At 73.2% G+C, this 14,650-nt stretch carries 9 protein-coding genes; 4 read left to right on the top strand and 5 right to left on the bottom strand.

Annotated elements, in window-relative coordinates:
- Positions 1–232: 232 nt before the first annotated feature.
- Positions 233–2,194: a serine/threonine-protein kinase gene (locus J2S44_RS07280; protein WP_310410078.1), complete on the bottom strand. Its 1,962-nt coding sequence runs from the start codon at positions 2,192–2,194 to the stop codon at positions 233–235.
- 94 nt (positions 2,195–2,288) lie between these two features.
- A complete protein-coding gene (locus J2S44_RS07275; RefSeq protein ID WP_310410076.1) occupies positions 2,289–3,707 on the bottom strand; it encodes a GH1 family beta-glucosidase in 1,419 nt (472 codons plus the stop codon).
- 872 nt (positions 3,708–4,579) lie between these two features.
- Here J2S44_RS07275 and J2S44_RS07270 point away from each other — a divergent pair.
- Positions 4,580–7,504, top strand: a complete 2,925-nt coding sequence (locus J2S44_RS07270) for a glycoside hydrolase family 48 protein (protein WP_310410074.1) — start codon at positions 4,580–4,582, stop codon at positions 7,502–7,504.
- 265 nt (positions 7,505–7,769) lie between these two features.
- Here J2S44_RS07270 and J2S44_RS07265 read toward each other — a convergent pair whose 3' ends face one another.
- The gene (locus tag J2S44_RS07265; protein WP_310410073.1) at positions 7,770–9,452 is read right to left on the bottom strand and encodes a hypothetical protein; all 1,683 of its coding nucleotides are present in this window, start codon (positions 9,450–9,452) and stop codon (positions 7,770–7,772) included.
- Positions 9,453–9,607: 155 nt separating this feature from the next.
- Positions 9,608–9,841, bottom strand: a complete 234-nt coding sequence (locus J2S44_RS07260) for a hypothetical protein (RefSeq protein ID WP_310410071.1) — start codon at positions 9,839–9,841, stop codon at positions 9,608–9,610.
- A gap of 151 nt (positions 9,842–9,992) precedes the next feature.
- Here J2S44_RS07260 and J2S44_RS07255 point away from each other — a divergent pair, with 151 nt between their 5' ends.
- Genes J2S44_RS07255 through J2S44_RS07245 form a run of 3 tightly spaced genes read left to right on the top strand, consistent with a single transcriptional unit; the run spans position 9,993 to position 12,793 of the window.
- On the top strand, positions 9,993–10,376 hold the full coding sequence (locus tag J2S44_RS07255) for a response regulator (protein ID WP_310410070.1): 384 nt from the start codon (positions 9,993–9,995) through the stop codon (positions 10,374–10,376).
- Positions 10,373–10,747, top strand: coding sequence for a response regulator transcription factor (locus J2S44_RS07250; RefSeq protein WP_310410069.1), 375 nt, complete (start codon positions 10,373–10,375; stop codon positions 10,745–10,747). The genes J2S44_RS07255 and J2S44_RS07250 overlap by 4 nt, the downstream gene beginning before the upstream one ends.
- 9 nt (positions 10,748–10,756) lie before the next feature.
- Positions 10,757–12,793, top strand: coding sequence for an ATP-binding protein (locus J2S44_RS07245; protein WP_310410068.1), 2,037 nt, complete (start codon positions 10,757–10,759; stop codon positions 12,791–12,793).
- A gap of 91 nt (positions 12,794–12,884) precedes the next feature.
- Here J2S44_RS07245 and J2S44_RS07240 read toward each other — a convergent pair whose 3' ends face one another.
- Positions 12,885–14,603, bottom strand: coding sequence for a sensor histidine kinase (locus J2S44_RS07240; RefSeq protein WP_310429503.1), 1,719 nt, complete (start codon positions 14,601–14,603; stop codon positions 12,885–12,887).
- Between the last annotated feature and the right edge of the window lie 47 nt (positions 14,604–14,650).

Genomic DNA, 14,650 nt, shown 5'->3' with positions numbered 1-14,650 from the left:
CCGTGCAACCGGAGAACCGCTGCGGTGAGCGGAACCGGTGCGGCCTGGGAACTGCTGCGGTGTGTGGAACGGTGCGAGCCCCGCGGAACCCGTGTGGTCTGCGGAACCCGTGCCGTCCGCGAGCAAGCTGCCGCCCGGGGAAGCTGCCGCCCGCGAGCGGCCGGAGGTCCGGGGACCGCCGGAGATCCGGGCGTGTTCGCGTAGCGGAGTGGTCAGACCGGCAGCGGAGGCGTCAGACCACCAGGTCGTCGACGATTTCGATCATGTCGGAGGCGGTGTCCGGGGACATGTCGCCGTCGTCGGCCAGGCGTTCCAAGCGTTCCTGCAGGTCGGCGGCGCCGTCTGAGAGCTTCTCCGGGTCGTCGATGTCGCGGCGGAGATCGCGGAGGTCGTCGAACAGGCGGCTTCCGGCGCGCGCGTTGATGTCGCGACTGACGAGTCCCTGTGCCAGGGCGGCGTCGAGCCGGTTGAGGATGGTGCCGGCCTCGACGGTGTCCTCCTCGTCGCCGGACGGGGACGGGGACGGCGAGCGCGACGGGGTGCGGCTCGGGGAGGGCGCGCCGGCCGGTTTCTCCGGGGCGGCGGCGGGCGCGGTGCCGCGATCGGGTGCGGACACGGCGGGGTCGCGGCCGCTACCGGGACCGAGGAATATCGCGGCCAGGGCGACCAGGGCCACCCCGCCGGTGATCAAGCCGGTCGCGAGCACCCCGACGCCGCGTGGGCTGCGCAGGCGGTCGGGCCAGGAGCGGCCGCCGACCGGGAGCGGGGCGTGCGCCGGGAACGGCACGTCGGCCGCGGTGTGTGCGGCCGGCACCGACGCGGCGCCCGGCGCGAAACGCCCGGCCGGTGAGCCGGCGGCCGGCGACACCGGCACCGCCCCGCCGAACCCCGAACCGGCCGAGCCGCCACCCGCGGAGCCGTTGCCGGATCGCGCGGCGCCGGGGTTCGACCCACCGAAGCCGGAACCGGCCGAGCCGCCATCGGCCGGGCCGCGACCGGACGCGGGGGCGCCGGGAGCCGACCCGCCGAAGCCGTGACCGGCCGCGCCGTGACCGGGCGGCGCGACGGCGGGCGAGACGGGCGCCGGCCCGCCGAAGCCCGGACCGGACGCCGCCGCGGCCGGCGAGAGGGGAGCCGGCCCGCCGCCACCCGGGGCGGGCGACACCGGACCCGGCCCGTGGAAACCCGTGCCCGGCGGGATCGGGCCGGGCGACACCGGCGCCGGGGACACCGGCGCCGGGGACGCCGGGTGAGCCGGCATCGGGCCGGCCGGCATCGGGCCGGCCGGCATCGGTGTGGTGGGGGCGGGGAGCGCGCCGGCGGCGTACCGGCCGAAGATCCGTGCGATGGAGGCGGCCGAGGGCCGCGTCTCCGGGTCGCGGGACAGGCAGGCCAGGGCCGCGGCGGCCAGCGGTTCCGGCACCGCGGGGGGCAGCGGGGCGGGGGAGGCCACGCCGGAGCGGTGGACGGCGGCGGCCTCCTCCCACGACGTGATCGCCAGGGGCGGTTCGCCGGTCAGGGCCGCGTAGAGCGTCGCGCCGACCGCGTACACGTCCGCCGGCGGACCGGCCTCGCCGCGCAGCAGCAGTTCGGGTGCCGCGTACGGCGGGGTGCCGGCGAGCCAGCCGTCCAGGATCTCGGTGCCGCCGATCCGCTGGCCGGTGAAGGAGCCGGTCGCGTGCGGTGTGTCGCCGGCGACGAGCGTGGCGATGCCGAAGTCCAGCACCTTCGCCGCGCCCTTCGGCGTGAGCATGACGTTGGCCGGTTTGATGTCGCGGTGCACCACGCCGAGCCGGTGCGCGTCCGCGAGCGCGGCCGAGATCTCCGCGGCCATCCGGGCGGCGGCGCGCCACGGCAGTGGCGGGCCGTTGACCAGCAGGTCCGCGAGCGTGGCGCCGTCGACCAGCTCCATCACGATGTACGGCAGCACGACGTCGTCGAACGCGAACTCGCCGTAGTCGTAGACGTGCATGGCGTGCGGGTGGGTCATCCGGGCGGCGGCGCGGGCCTCGCGGCGGATCGCGGCGCGCAGCAGCTGGTCCTCGGCGGCCGCACCCGAGAGGATCTTGACGGCGACCGCGCGGCCGAGCGTCTCGTCGGCCGCGCGCCAGACCTCGGACATGCCGCCGAGGCCGATCCGCCCGTCGAGGACGTAGCGGCCGTTGAGGCGGGTTCCGGCGGCGGGCTCGGGCATGAGGCCAAGTGTCCGTCGCGCGCGCAACCTCGACAAACGATCAAAGGACAAAATAAGGGGGTACGCCGCGCACGGCGTACCCCCGGGAATGCTTTTAGAGGGAATTGTCGGAGATGACCCGTCGGTACCAGTTCGCGCTGCGCTTCAGGATGCGGCGCTGGGTCGGGTAGTCCACGTAGATCAGACCCCACCGCTGGTCGTATCCGACCTCCCACTCGAAGTTGTCCATCAGCGACCACACGTGGTAGCTCTCCAGCGGCACGCCGTCCCCGATCGCGCGGTGCGCCTCGGCGAGGTGGTCGCGGAGGAAGCTGATCCGGCCCGCGTCGTCGACCGAGCCGTCCACGCCGACCTCGTCCGCGCAGGGCAGGCCGTTCTCCGTCACGGTGATCGACGGCGGCGCGTAGTCGCGGGTCACCCGGGTGAGGATGTCGTACATGCCGGGCGGGTAGACCTGCTGCCAGGCGGCCTGGGTGGTCGGCCACTTCTGCACGGTGCCGCCGTCGGTGGTCACGTAGATCGGCGTGTAGTACTGGACCGCGAGGATGTCGATCGGCTGCTTGATGATCTCCAGGTCGCCGTCCCGGATGCCCCGGACCAGCGGCGAGTCGGGTCCCTGGTCGGCCAGCACGTCCTCGGGGTAGTGCCCCTTGAACATCGGGTCGAGGTAGAACCGGTTCTCGTAGCCGTCGTAGAGCCGGACCGCGTCCGACGTCGCGTCGCTGTCGTCCGCGGCGTAGCACGGGTGCAGGTTGAGCGCGCCGCCGATCCGGGACCCCGATCCGGTCGCGCGCAGCGCCTGTACGCCGAGACCGTGCGCCAGGGCCAGGTGGTGCCCGACCAGGTACGCCGTCGGCTCATCCCGGATGCCGGGCGCGTGGTGGCCGGTGATGTAGCCGTTCTGCACCACGGTCTTCGGCTCGTTGATGGTCAGCCAGACCGGTACGGACTCACCCAGCGCCTCGAAGACCGCGGTGGCGTAGTCCGCGAAGCGGTACGCGGTGTCCCGGTTCGCCCAGCCGGCGTCGTCCTGCAGCGCCTGCGGGGTGTCCCAGTGGAAGAGTGTGGCCATCGGGCTGATGCCGCGCTCCAGCAGGCCGTCCACCAGCCGGCGGTAGAAGTCGAGCCCGCGCTGGTTGATCGCGCCGCGGCCGTCCGGCTGCACGCGCGGCCAGGAGATCGAGAAGCGGTACGACCGGAGCCCCAGGTCACGGATCAGGTCGAGGTCCTCGGCGTACCGCCGGTAGTGGTCCGAGGCGGTGTCGCCGGTGTCCCCGTTGGCGACGCGGCCGGGCGTGTATGCGAACGTGTCCCACACGGACGGCCCACGGCCGTCCTCGCGTGCCGCGCCCTCGATCTGGTAGGCGGACGTCGCGGCACCCCAGCCGAAGCCCTCCGGAAATCGCAGGCCGAGGCGCGCTTCCGGGTCCGGGCTCGGCTCGACCGGCACGGCCGGGAGCACTGAGGCGGGTGGAGGCGCGGCCGGCGAGGCCTGCCGGGTCGGTACGGACATGCTGGTGATCCCCTCTGGGAGGTGCCCCATCCACCGTGCGTGGGAGCGCTCCCGAGGCTATCGCAGACCATGGCGGATGGGTATGAACAGGTCGGATGATGATCAGTCTCACCGCTGGGGCGGGTGATCGGGGCGAGTCGGCGCGACCGAGAATGACCGCCGTCCGGCGGCGTCGCTGCCTTGGCCCGTGAAATCTTTGTGACACCGGGCGCCTGAAGATGCGCCCGGGTACTAGTGTGGGGACGGGGAGGGCAACCCCCGTCCCCACCGAACCTCTGCAACTCTGCATCTCTGCGGGTTCAAGAAACGCACGCACTGTTGGAATGGCCTCCTCGAGTGCGTGTCGCGCGGGAGCCGGGCCACGCGAGTGGCTGGTGGTTCCCACCTCCTTTCGACCGGGTCGATGGGTCGGCTGGTGGCGGAGTCCGGGCTGGCCCGCCGCCAGCCTTACGGTTGGGCGACTGCTACGACCGGTGCCGGTGTAGCACTCTCACTCAATGGTGTCGATGGAAGCGCTCCCATCGACGTTGATTGGACTGTATCCCCCGTCACGTCTTTGTGAAAGCCCCAAAATGAGCCCGAAACATTCGGGCCGTGGCTTCGTGGCGTGAAATCGCAGCTCAGCGCCGGTGGGATCACTTACCATCATCTATGGGTTGCTCCGGGAGCGCTCCCATGCGAGACTGTCGAACATCGCGTGACGGGAGCCACAGAACCCCACGCTTGACGGGTCGCCGAGGGCCCCGGAGCTGTCTCCGGTGCGGCCGCCCAGTGCGCATCCCCACCTTTCTCGGCGTCGGCATGTCCGATTTGCGCGCGCGGCTCCACCCGTGCGGACGCATGACGCCCGGTCCGCGAGGAGACATCAGCAGATGAGAATTCGGCCCAGCAGGAGACGGCTGGCGATGACCGCCGCCGGCGTGCTGGTCGCAGGCGGGATGGTGACCGTACCGGTCAGCATGGCCTACGCCGCGACCGCCTGTGACGTCGTATACACCACCAACGACTGGAACAACGGCTTCACCGCGAGCGTGACGCTCAAGAACCTCGGCGACCCGGTCAGCAGCTGGAACCTCGGCTGGACCTTCCCGGGCAACCAGCAGGTCACGAACGGGTGGTCCGCGAAGTTCAGTCAGTCCGGCCAGAACGTGACCGCGAGCAACGAGGCCTGGAACGGCAGCCTCGCCACCGGCGCGTCCATCACGCTCGGCTTCAACGGCAGCTACAGCGGGACCAACGCGAAGCCGGCGTCCTTCACGCTCAACGGCACCACGTGTGCCGGGGCCGCCAACGCCGCGCCGACCGTCTCGCTCACCAGCCCGGCCGACGGCGCCACGTTCACCGCGCCGGCGAACGTCAACCTCGCCGCGACCGCGGCGGACGGGGACGGCTCGATCGCCAAGGTCGAGTTCTACCGCAACGGCCTGCTGATCAACACGGACACCACGGCGCCGTACGGCTACGACACCACCGGACTGCCGGCCGGCAGCTACACCGTGCAGGCCCGGGCGTACGACAACGCCGGGCTGACCGGCACGGACGAGCACGCGTTCACCGTCACCGGCACGTCCGCGAGCAGCATCGTCACCCCGGCCACGCTCCAGGTGGCGGAGGGCGCCAGCGCCGCGCTCAACGTCAAGCTGAGCGCGGCGCCCACGTCCAACGTGACGGTGGCGCTGGCCAAGACCGGCGACGCGGACGTCACGCTCGGCGCGAGCACCGCCACGCTGACCGCGGCCAACTGGAGCACCGGCATCAGCGTGCCGATCAACGCGGCCGAGGACGCCGACACGGCGAACGGGACCGCCACGATCACCGCGTCCGCCAGCGGCTTCACCTCCTCCGTCACCACGGTCACCGAGACCGACAACGACGGTGGCGGCACCCCGGGCGGCGCGTACGGCGAAGAGTTCATGGAGCTCTACAACAAGATCAAGGCGCCGGCGAACGGGTACTTCAGCCCTGAGGGCGTGCCGTACCACTCCGTCGAGACGCTGCTGGTCGAGGCGCCGGACCACGGTCACGAGACCACGTCCGAGGCGTTCAGCTACTGGCTGCTCCTGGAGGCGCAGTACGGCCGCGTCACCGAGAACTGGACCCCGTTCAACAACGCCTGGCGGGTGATGGAGCAGTACATCATCCCGAAGGAGACGCAGAGCAACTACAACGCGTCCGACCCGGCGGACTACGCGCCCGAGGCCGACCTGCCCAGCCAGTACCCGGGCGTCGGCGGCAAGATCGACTCGACGGTCAAGGTCGGCGCGGACCCGCTCGCCGCGGAACTGCAGGCCTCCTACGGCACCACCAGCGTCTACGGCATGCACTGGCTGATCGACGTGGACAACGTCTACGGCTTCGGCAACTGCGGCAACGGCACCAGCCGGCCGGCGTACATCAACACGTACCAGCGCGGTCCGCAGGAATCGGTCTTCGAGACCGTGCCGCACCCGAGCTGCGAGACGTTCAACTTCGGGCGCACCGGCAACGGCGGCTTCCTGCCGATCTTCATCGGTGACTCGTCGTACGCGCAGCAGTGGCGTTACACCAACGCGCCGGACGCCGACGCGCGCGCGGTCCAGGCCGCCTACTGGGCGCTGAAGTGGGCCAAGGAGCAGGGCAACCAGTCGCAGATCTCGGCCACCATCGCGAACGCCGCGAAGATGGGCGACTACCTGCGCTACGCGATGTACGACAAGTACTTCAAGCAGCCCGGCTGCGCCTCCACCTCCTGCCCGGCCGGCACCGGCAAGGACAGCGCCTCGTACCTGCTGTCCTGGTACTACGCGTGGGGCGGCTCGTACGGCGCCAACAACGGCAACTGGTCGTGGCGGATCGGCTCCAGCCACAACCACGGCGGATACCAGAACCCGTTCGCGGCCTGGGCGCTGTCGACCGTGCCCGAGCTGAACCCGAAGTCGGCCACGGCCAAGGCGGACTGGGCGACCTCGCTCACCCGTCAGATCGACTTCTACACCTGGCTGCAGTCGGCCGAGGGTGCCATCGCCGGTGGCGCGACCAACAGCTGGAAGGGCAACTACAGCGCCCGCCCGGCCGGCGTGCCCACGTTCTACGGCATGGTCTACGACGAGAAGCCGGTCTACCACGACCCGCCGTCCAACCAGTGGTTCGGCTTCCAGGCGTGGAGCATGGAGCGCGTCGCCGAGTACTACCACGAGTCCGGTGACGCCCGTGCCAAGGCGCTGCTCGACAAGTGGGTCGCCTGGGCGCTCGCCAACACCACGGTGAACGGCACCAACTACCAGGTCCCGTCCACGCTGCGCTGGTCCGGCCAGCCCGGCGGCAACTGGCAGGCCGGCACCACCAGCGTCAACAACAGCGGCCTGCACGTCACCGTCGTCGACCACACGCAGGACGTCGGCGTGGTCGGCGCCTACGCCCGGACGCTCGTCTACTACGGCGCGAAGTCCGGCAACACGCAGGCGCAGAGCACCGCCAAGGCCCTGCTGGACGCGTTGCTCACGCACAAGGACGACCTCGGCATCTCCGTCCCGGAGACCAAGGCCGACTACAACCGGTTCGACGACGTCTACGACGCCTCCACCGGCCAGGGCCTGTTCGTCCCGTCCGGCTACAGCGGCACCATGCCCAACGGTGACGTCGTCGCCCCCGGCAAGTCCTTCCTGGACATCCGTTCCTTCCTCCGGGACGACCCCGACTTCCCCAAGGTCGAGGCCTACCTCAACGGTGGACCGGCGCCGGTCTTCAACTACCACCGCTTCTGGGCCCAGGTCGACATCGCCCTGGCCCTGGCCGACTACGACCGACTGATCGGTTGACGGCCTGCCCGGGCCCTTCCCACGAGGGCCCGGGCCACCTATAGAGCGGCGCCGTCGCCCGCACGTCGGCGCCGCACGGCCTGATTCCCACGATCAGGCCGCACGTGGTGGGCCGGGTGCCGTCCAGGCCAACGCCGGTTCCCGGTCCACCACCCTCTTCTTCCGGGCGGGCGGCACCACGGTGTCGTTCGCCCGGTTCCATGTCCACGGCCGGACGATCACGCGGCCGGTACGGTGGCGGAGGTCCCCGGCCGGCCGGGGCCGGTCAGGCGGACCGGGAGCGGTAGCAGCGCCAGGAGTAGGCGTCACCGGGGTCGGTGACGTGGGCCCGGGCGGTCGGGCCGTTGCGCCAGGCGCACATGGCGTCCATGTCGACGGCGCGCTCGAAGCCGGGGCCGCGGCACTCCCAGCCGCCGGCGCGGAGCCGGGCCTCGGAGGCACCGAACTCCTGCCAGCAGTAGAGGCGGACGGCGGCGTTGAGCTCGCCGTCGCTGACCGGCCCGAGCTCGACGCCGGTGGTGCGCGGCGCGGGAGCCGGGCCGGTGGTGCGGACCGCCGGCGGTGCGTGCGTCACGGGCGCGCGCGACGCCGAACGGGACGGATCCGGCGCGGACGACTCCGCGCCGGCCGACGTGGGCGGCGGGGTGCGCGGCGCGATGGAGGTGGAGATCGCGGGCGCGGTCACCGGGGCGGCGGTCAGGCCCGCGACGAGAGAGGTGGAGGGCGCGGGTGCGCCGGCCTTCCAGACGGGCGCGATACCGCTGGTGAACCGCAGCGAGCAGAGCGCGACGATCACGGCCAGCGCGACGGCGACGATGACCCACGCGTAGTCGCGGACGAACCGGCGCAGCCCGCTCGCGGCGCGGTGCGTGCCCGTCACCATGTCCGCGTCCCGGTCGTGTGGTGGTGCCCCATACCCACTCAACGACCCGGCGGCCGTTGCGGAATTCGGATGATCCACATCCTTTTCGCCGGATACCGCCCCGTCCCACGGCCCGGCCTCGAAGGCGGCGCCCGGTGCCGATATTCGCGCGTCCCCGACACCACCGGCCCCACCCGGATCAGCGCCGCGTGGTCGCGGCCCGACCCACTCACCGCCCGGTTGCCGCCCGGCCCATTCGCTACCCGGTTGCGGTCCGGCGCGCTCGGCACCCGGCTGCGGCCCGGCGCGTTCGCCGCGCGGTTGCTGCCCGGCCTGGCTCGAACCGGCCGGCAGTGAGCCGGCGGTCCCGGCACCGGCTGCGGGCGGTTCGCCCGGTTCGGTGCCGGTGGAGAGCGGCCCGGCCGGTTCGGTGCCGGTGGACGATGTCCCGGCCGATTCGGGCGCCCGGCCCGGTGCGGTCCCGGGTTCGGATGCCGCCGGGGACGTGGCGGCGGACCCGCGCAGGTGCGGCGGCAGCATCCGGCCGGTAGCCGCGGCGTGCTTGCGCGCCTCCTCCAGCGGATCCGTGCCGTTGGCGGCCGCCAACGCGGCAATGACCAGCGGGATCTCCACCGTCGACCCGGCCCAGTCGGGCGCGAGGCCACCGTCGGCGCCCCCCGCCTGACTCGGCACGGCCGGGTGCTCGGGCTGCTGCGCCGAACCGGCCGCCGTCGCTCCGCCGGCCCTCGCCGGGTGGCCCGGTTCCGCCGCGCGGCCGGACTCGGCCGGGTGAGCGGCCTCCGCCGTGGGGCCGGCTTCCGCCGGGTCGCCGGTGTCCGCCGTGCCACCGGTCTCCGCCGGCTGGGTGGGCGGTGCGCCGGACGTCGGTGGGCCGGCGGTCGCGGGGTCGGTGGCCGCGGGGCCGGGGGCCGACGAGGGGGCCGGTGCGGGGAGCGGGCCGGGCAACGGTGGCGCGGCCGGTGGCGGGGAGCCGGCCGGGGCGGCCGGCCGGCGTACCGTCGCGGGGTTGTGGTCCTGGGTCGTGGTGGCGGGCTCGTCGGGACGGGGGGTGGGCTCCTCGGCCACGCGGCCGGCCTCCTCACGGGGGTGAAGCGGGTCTCGGTCTGCGGGAAGGACCGCAGACCGACCACAATAGCCACCGCCGCCGCGAGAGTGAGTCGGCAGGACCGGCGGGTGGCCGGCCGCGAGGTTCGTCGATCGATGTGCGCGGGAAACCGCAGCTAGGCGGCGGTGGCGTAGGCGGCGGAGCAGGCCTGGCGGGCCCAGCGCATGCGGCCGGCGGACGTCTCGGGGTGGTCGCCGAACTCCTGGGCGACCAGCGCGGCGACGCCATTCTCACCGTGCCGGGCGACCGTGGTGCGGACGGCGTCCCGGATGAGTTCCGCGGTCGGCTGCTGGGAGCGCTGGAGGTGCGAGGCGAAGAGGGCCTCGACCTGGACGGGCTGGACGGCCATGACGAGCTCCTTTCGTGGAGGAAGGTGCATTCCAGAAAACCCCTGCGGGGGTACGCCGTGGGAGCGCGCCGGTTGCACGACGGTTGCACCCCGGCAAGCCGATATTTCGGACCAAGGGAATATCTCGGGTCAAGTCAGTGACAATGACGAGGTGGGCGGGGCGCTGCGGGCTGTGGTGATCGAGGACGAGGAGGATCTCCTCGACCTGCTGCGCGGGCACCTCGGCCGGAACGGCTGCGCGGTGTCCGGGTACGGGACGGCGGAGGAAGGCATCGCGGCGGCCCGCGCGGACCCGCCGGACCTGATCGTGGTGGACGTCCTGCTGCCCGACCGGGACGGCCGGGAGGTGATCCGGCTGTTGCACGACGATCCGCGTACCGCGGCCTGCCCGATCGTGGTCTGTTCGGTGCTGGACGCCGACGACCTGGACGATCTGCCGACGGCCGCGTTCCTGGCCAAGCCGTTCGGGAAGGCCGACGTGGCCGAGCTGATGCGGCGGCTCGCGCTGCCGCGTGCGGAGGTGGAGGGGAATTGACCGCCGTTCTCATTGCCGATGACGATGCCGACATCCGGGACCTGGTCGCGTTCAAGCTGGAGCAGGTGGGCTACGACGTGATCGCGGTCGAGGACGGGCAGTCCGCCCTGGAGGCCGCGCGCCGCAACCAGCCCGCGCTCGCCGTGCTGGACGTCTCCATGCCCGGCCTGTCCGGCATCGACGTGTGCCGCATGCTGCGCGCCGACCAGGCCACCGCCGGCATGCTGATCGTCATGCTCACCGCCCGCGTGCAGGAGCAGGACATCGAGGGCGGGTTCGGGGCCGGCGCCGACGACTACGTGACGAAACCGTTCAGCCCGCGGGAGCTGGTGTCCCGCATCCAGTCGTTGCTGACCCGCTCCCGGGCCTGACGCCGGAGCATGTCCTCTGGGGCGGGGCGACCCCGGGCCGCCAGCGTCGGCTCGCTGCTGACCAGGACGTTCGCTGCGCTGGTGGTGCTGATCGTGATCTCCGGCGCGGCCGGGATCGCGGCCAGCGAGCTGCAGGCCCGGTCCGTGCGCGAGCTGGACGACCACGTGATCCCGATGCGGCTGGTCAACTCCGAGCTGCGCGACGTGATGGCGGACGCACAGCGGGCGCTGCGCGGGTACCTGCTGACCGCGGACGGCCGGTTCCTGGACGGGTACGACACCGCGGTCCAGGAGTTCCCGGACGTCGCCGCGCGGCTGGACGGGATGGTGCTGACCTCGGCCGAGCGGGTCGCGGTGGCCACCCAGCTGGACCGGGCGGAGGCGTGGTGGGCGCTGGCCACGCAGCAGCGGCTCGTCCCGCCGCGCAGCGACCAGGCCGTGGAGTACGCGGAGCACGGCAAGAACCTGTTCGACGCGTACCTGACCGAGAACGAGGCGCTGGACGACACCTTCGCGGCCCGCGCCGCGCACCTGGGCGCGCGGTCGGAGCGGCTGCGGCACACCGCGCAGGGCGCGCTGATCGCGGTGACCGTGCTGGCCACCGCGCTGGCGGGGGCCGGTGGCGCGTACACCCGGCGCCGGATCACCCGGCCGCTCGACCGGCTCACCGCGGTGCTCGGCGAGCTGACCGGCGGAAAGCTGAACGCGCGGGTGCCGCCCCGGAACGGCCCGGCCGAGGTGCGCGCGGTGAGCGAGGCGGTGAACGTCCTCGCCCGGGAGATCGAGCGGAACCGGCGCGACGAGCAGGAGATGAACCGGATGCGCGAGGCCGCGCGCGAGCTCGGCATCGTGGTCCGCACCCACCTCAGCGTGGAGGACCTGCTGGCCGAGGCGAGCGCCGGGCTCGGGCGGATGCTGGGCGCGGAGCACGTCGTCATCCGGTTCGCGAGCGGAGCGGCCGGTTCCGCGACGCGCTGGTGCACGCGCGGCGCCGAGGGCCGGTGCGACCGGCTGGCCGAGGCGGACCCGGGCTGGCTGATCGACGGCGCGGCGCAGGGCACGGTCTGGGCCGTCGAGGACGTGCGGGCCGGCCTGGAACCGTCCGTGCCGGAGTCCGAGCGGCGCGGGTTCCGGGAGGCGCAGGCGTCCGGCGTCTTCTCGATCGTCTTCGGCAACGGCACGGAGAACCTGGGCGTGGTCACGCTGATGGTCGCCGGCGACAGCCCGCCGTGGAGCCGGGGCGAGATCCGGATGGCCGAGTCGATCGTCGCGGACCTCGGCCACGGCCTGCACCAGGCGCGGCTCTACGAGACCGAGCAGGAGCTGGTGTCCCGGCTCAAGGAGATCGACGACGTGAAGACCGACTTCATGTCGACCGTCTCGCACGAGCTGCGCACGCCGCTGACCAGCATCGCCGGGTACGTCGAGATGCTGCAGGACGAGGACCCCGGCCCGATCAACACCGGTCAGGCCCGGATGCTGGACGTGATCGCCCGGAACACCGCCCGGCTGCGCGGGCTGATCGAGGACATGCTGATCCTGTCCCGGATCGAGGCGGGCACGTTCCGGGCCAGCCGCACCGCGGTGGACCTGACCGAGCTGGTCCGCGGCGTGCACGCGGCGATCGTGCCGGCCGCGGCGAAGGCCGGCGTCTCGCTCACCGTCGTCGCCGAGGGTGACCTGCGCCTGCACGTGGACCGCGACCAGATCGACCGGGTGCTGGCGAACCTGGTCTCCAACGCGGTCAAGTTCACGCCGGCCGGCGGCGCGGTCACGGTGACCGCGCGCCGCGCGGACGACCAGGTGGTGATCGTGGTCGAGGACACCGGCATCGGCATCCCGGCGGCCGAGCAGGACCAGCTGTTCACCCGCTTCTTCCGGGCGTCGAACGCGAGCCACCTGGTGGTGCCCGGCACCGGGCTCGGTCTCGCGATCGTGCACGCGATCGTGCGCAACCACGGCGGCACGATCACGGCGGTCTCCGCGGAGCACGCGGGCAGCACGTTCACCGTCCGGCTCCCGGCCGGTGACCGCACTCACCGGTGATCGGGCGCAGCCGGAAAAGGGGTCCGCGCCGGCCCCCGCCGATGGCGAGGACCGGCGCGGGCCGGGGGGTGGGGTGCGAAGATCGCGGGTCTCAGGCGCGGTGTGCCAGGAAGACCGGGTGCTCGCCGGACTGGTGGTCGCTGGCGCCGTCGAAGACGGTGAACCAGAAGACGCTGCCGCCGCCCGGGTTCGACTCGACGCCGACCCGGCCGCCGTGCAGACCGGCGATCCGCCGGCAGGTGGCCAGGCCCAGGCCGGAGCCCGGGTAGCCCTCGGCTGCCGGCGTGCGGTAGAACGGCGCGAACACCCGGTGGTGGTGCTCCGCGGGGATGCCGATGCCGCGGTCCGCGACGTCGATCCGCCACCAGCCGTTCGCGTCCTGCCGGGCACTGATCGTCACCCGGGCGGCGGTGCCGTGCCGCACGTACGTCACCGCGTTGCCGACCAGGTGGTCGAGCAGCTGACGGAGCAGCGCCGCGTCCGCGGTGACCACCGGCAGCGGGCCGATGTCCACGCTCGGCAGTGTCGGCGAGACCGCCACGTGCGCGGCCACCACCTCGGCGGCGACCCCGGCCAGGTCGACCGGCTCCAGCCGCAGCGGCGCCTCGCTCGCCGTCGTGTACGCGAGCAGCTCGTCCACCACGTGCAGCATGCGCTCCGTGCTGCGGCCGATGTGGTCCAGGAAGCCCAGCGACGCCGGGTCCAGCTGCGGCCCGGCCTCCTCGATGAGCAGGTCGGCGTAGCTGGCGACGTTGGTCAGCGGCGTCTGCAGCTTGTCCGTCGCGAGCGCGGAGAAGCCGGCCAGTTCCGCCTCCCGTTCGCGCAGCGCGGTCCGCGCCAGGCGCAGCGCGTCCGCGTCCGCACGCCGCTCGGCGAGCGCGAGGCGCGCGGCCGCGGCGGACCGCTCCTGCGCCGTGACCAGCAGCAGGACCAGCACGGACAGGGCCAGGCCGAGCAGCACGCCGCCGGTCAGCACGACCGTGTCCAGGTGCCGCCGCGTCTCGCCGATCAGCGGCGTGCCCGGGCGTACGGTGAGCGTGAGCTGCCGCTGGCCGAACGCGACCGGCAGCACCGTGGTCTCCGGGTCGGCCGGTGCGGTGTCCGTGTTCCAGGACGCGACGTCGACCGAGCCGGCCGGGTCGCTCACGTCGGTCAGCGTGGCCGTCACCGCGGCGTGCGTGCCGGAGCTGAGCGCCTCGGCCAGGAAGTCGTCGCCGCGCAGGCTGAACAGCACCCAGCCGCGGAACGTGCGGCCGTCCGCGGACTGCACCGGCGCGGCGATCACGAACGACAGCTGCTGGCGCGTGCTGGCCAGCGCGTGGTCGTGCGCGAGCACGTGCGGCGCGGAGACGGCGAGTTGCCCGGTGTCGCGGGCGACGTCCATCGCGGCCGCGGCCTGCGGCGGCGGGCCGGTCCAGTGGCCGCCGGCGGGGGTGCTGCCGTCGACCGGGCGGCCGGTCACCGCGGAGCGGTTCGCGTCCGGCGCGATCAGGCGTACGTCGTGTGCACCGGGCAGCGCGCCGCGCGACAGCCGGGCGAGGCTCGCGTCGACGTCCGTCCGGGTGGTGGGGCCGGTCGTGCCGCCGGCGATCTCGGCGAGGTGCTGCGCGGTCGTGGTGTACCGGGTCACCGCCGCGGTCACCGCGGCCTGCGCGGCACCGGCCCGCACGCGGAGCACCGCGGCGGCGTGGTCGTTCTCGGCGGAGTGCAGCGCCAGCGCTCCCGCACCGGTCGCCGCCAGGCCCAGGGCCAGGACGGTCGACGCGAGCGCGGGACCGCGCCACGTTCGTCCGCGCACCAGGTCCCTCATCGTCACGGAGGGCACAATCGGCGGCCGCCCGGCGGCGCTGAGCCGGC

It is taken from the genome of Catenuloplanes niger, assembly GCF_031458255.1.
Taxonomy (GTDB): Bacteria; Actinomycetota; Actinomycetes; order Mycobacteriales; family Micromonosporaceae; genus Catenuloplanes; species Catenuloplanes niger.
Note: the sequence above shows the minus strand (reverse complement) of the source record. Positions and strands in the feature narration are given on the sequence as shown.

What these genes read in the sequence shown, in the direction of transcription:
- J2S44_RS07280 (WP_310410078.1), bottom strand. Translation starts at nt 2,194, where the DNA reads ATGCCCGAGCCCGCCGCCGGAACCCGCCTCAACGGCCGCTACGTCCTC.
- J2S44_RS07275 (WP_310410076.1), bottom strand. Translation starts at nt 3,707, where the DNA reads ATGTCCGTACCGACCCGGCAGGCCTCGCCGGCCGCGCCTCCACCCGCC.
- J2S44_RS07270 (WP_310410074.1), top strand. Translation starts at nt 4,580, where the DNA reads ATGAGAATTCGGCCCAGCAGGAGACGGCTGGCGATGACCGCCGCCGGC.
- J2S44_RS07260 (WP_310410071.1), bottom strand. Translation starts at nt 9,841, where the DNA reads ATGGCCGTCCAGCCCGTCCAGGTCGAGGCCCTCTTCGCCTCGCACCTC.
- J2S44_RS07245 (WP_310410068.1), top strand. Translation starts at nt 10,757, where the DNA reads ATGTCCTCTGGGGCGGGGCGACCCCGGGCCGCCAGCGTCGGCTCGCTG.
- J2S44_RS07240 (WP_310429503.1), bottom strand. Translation starts at nt 14,603, where the DNA reads ATGAGGGACCTGGTGCGCGGACGAACGTGGCGCGGTCCCGCGCTCGCG.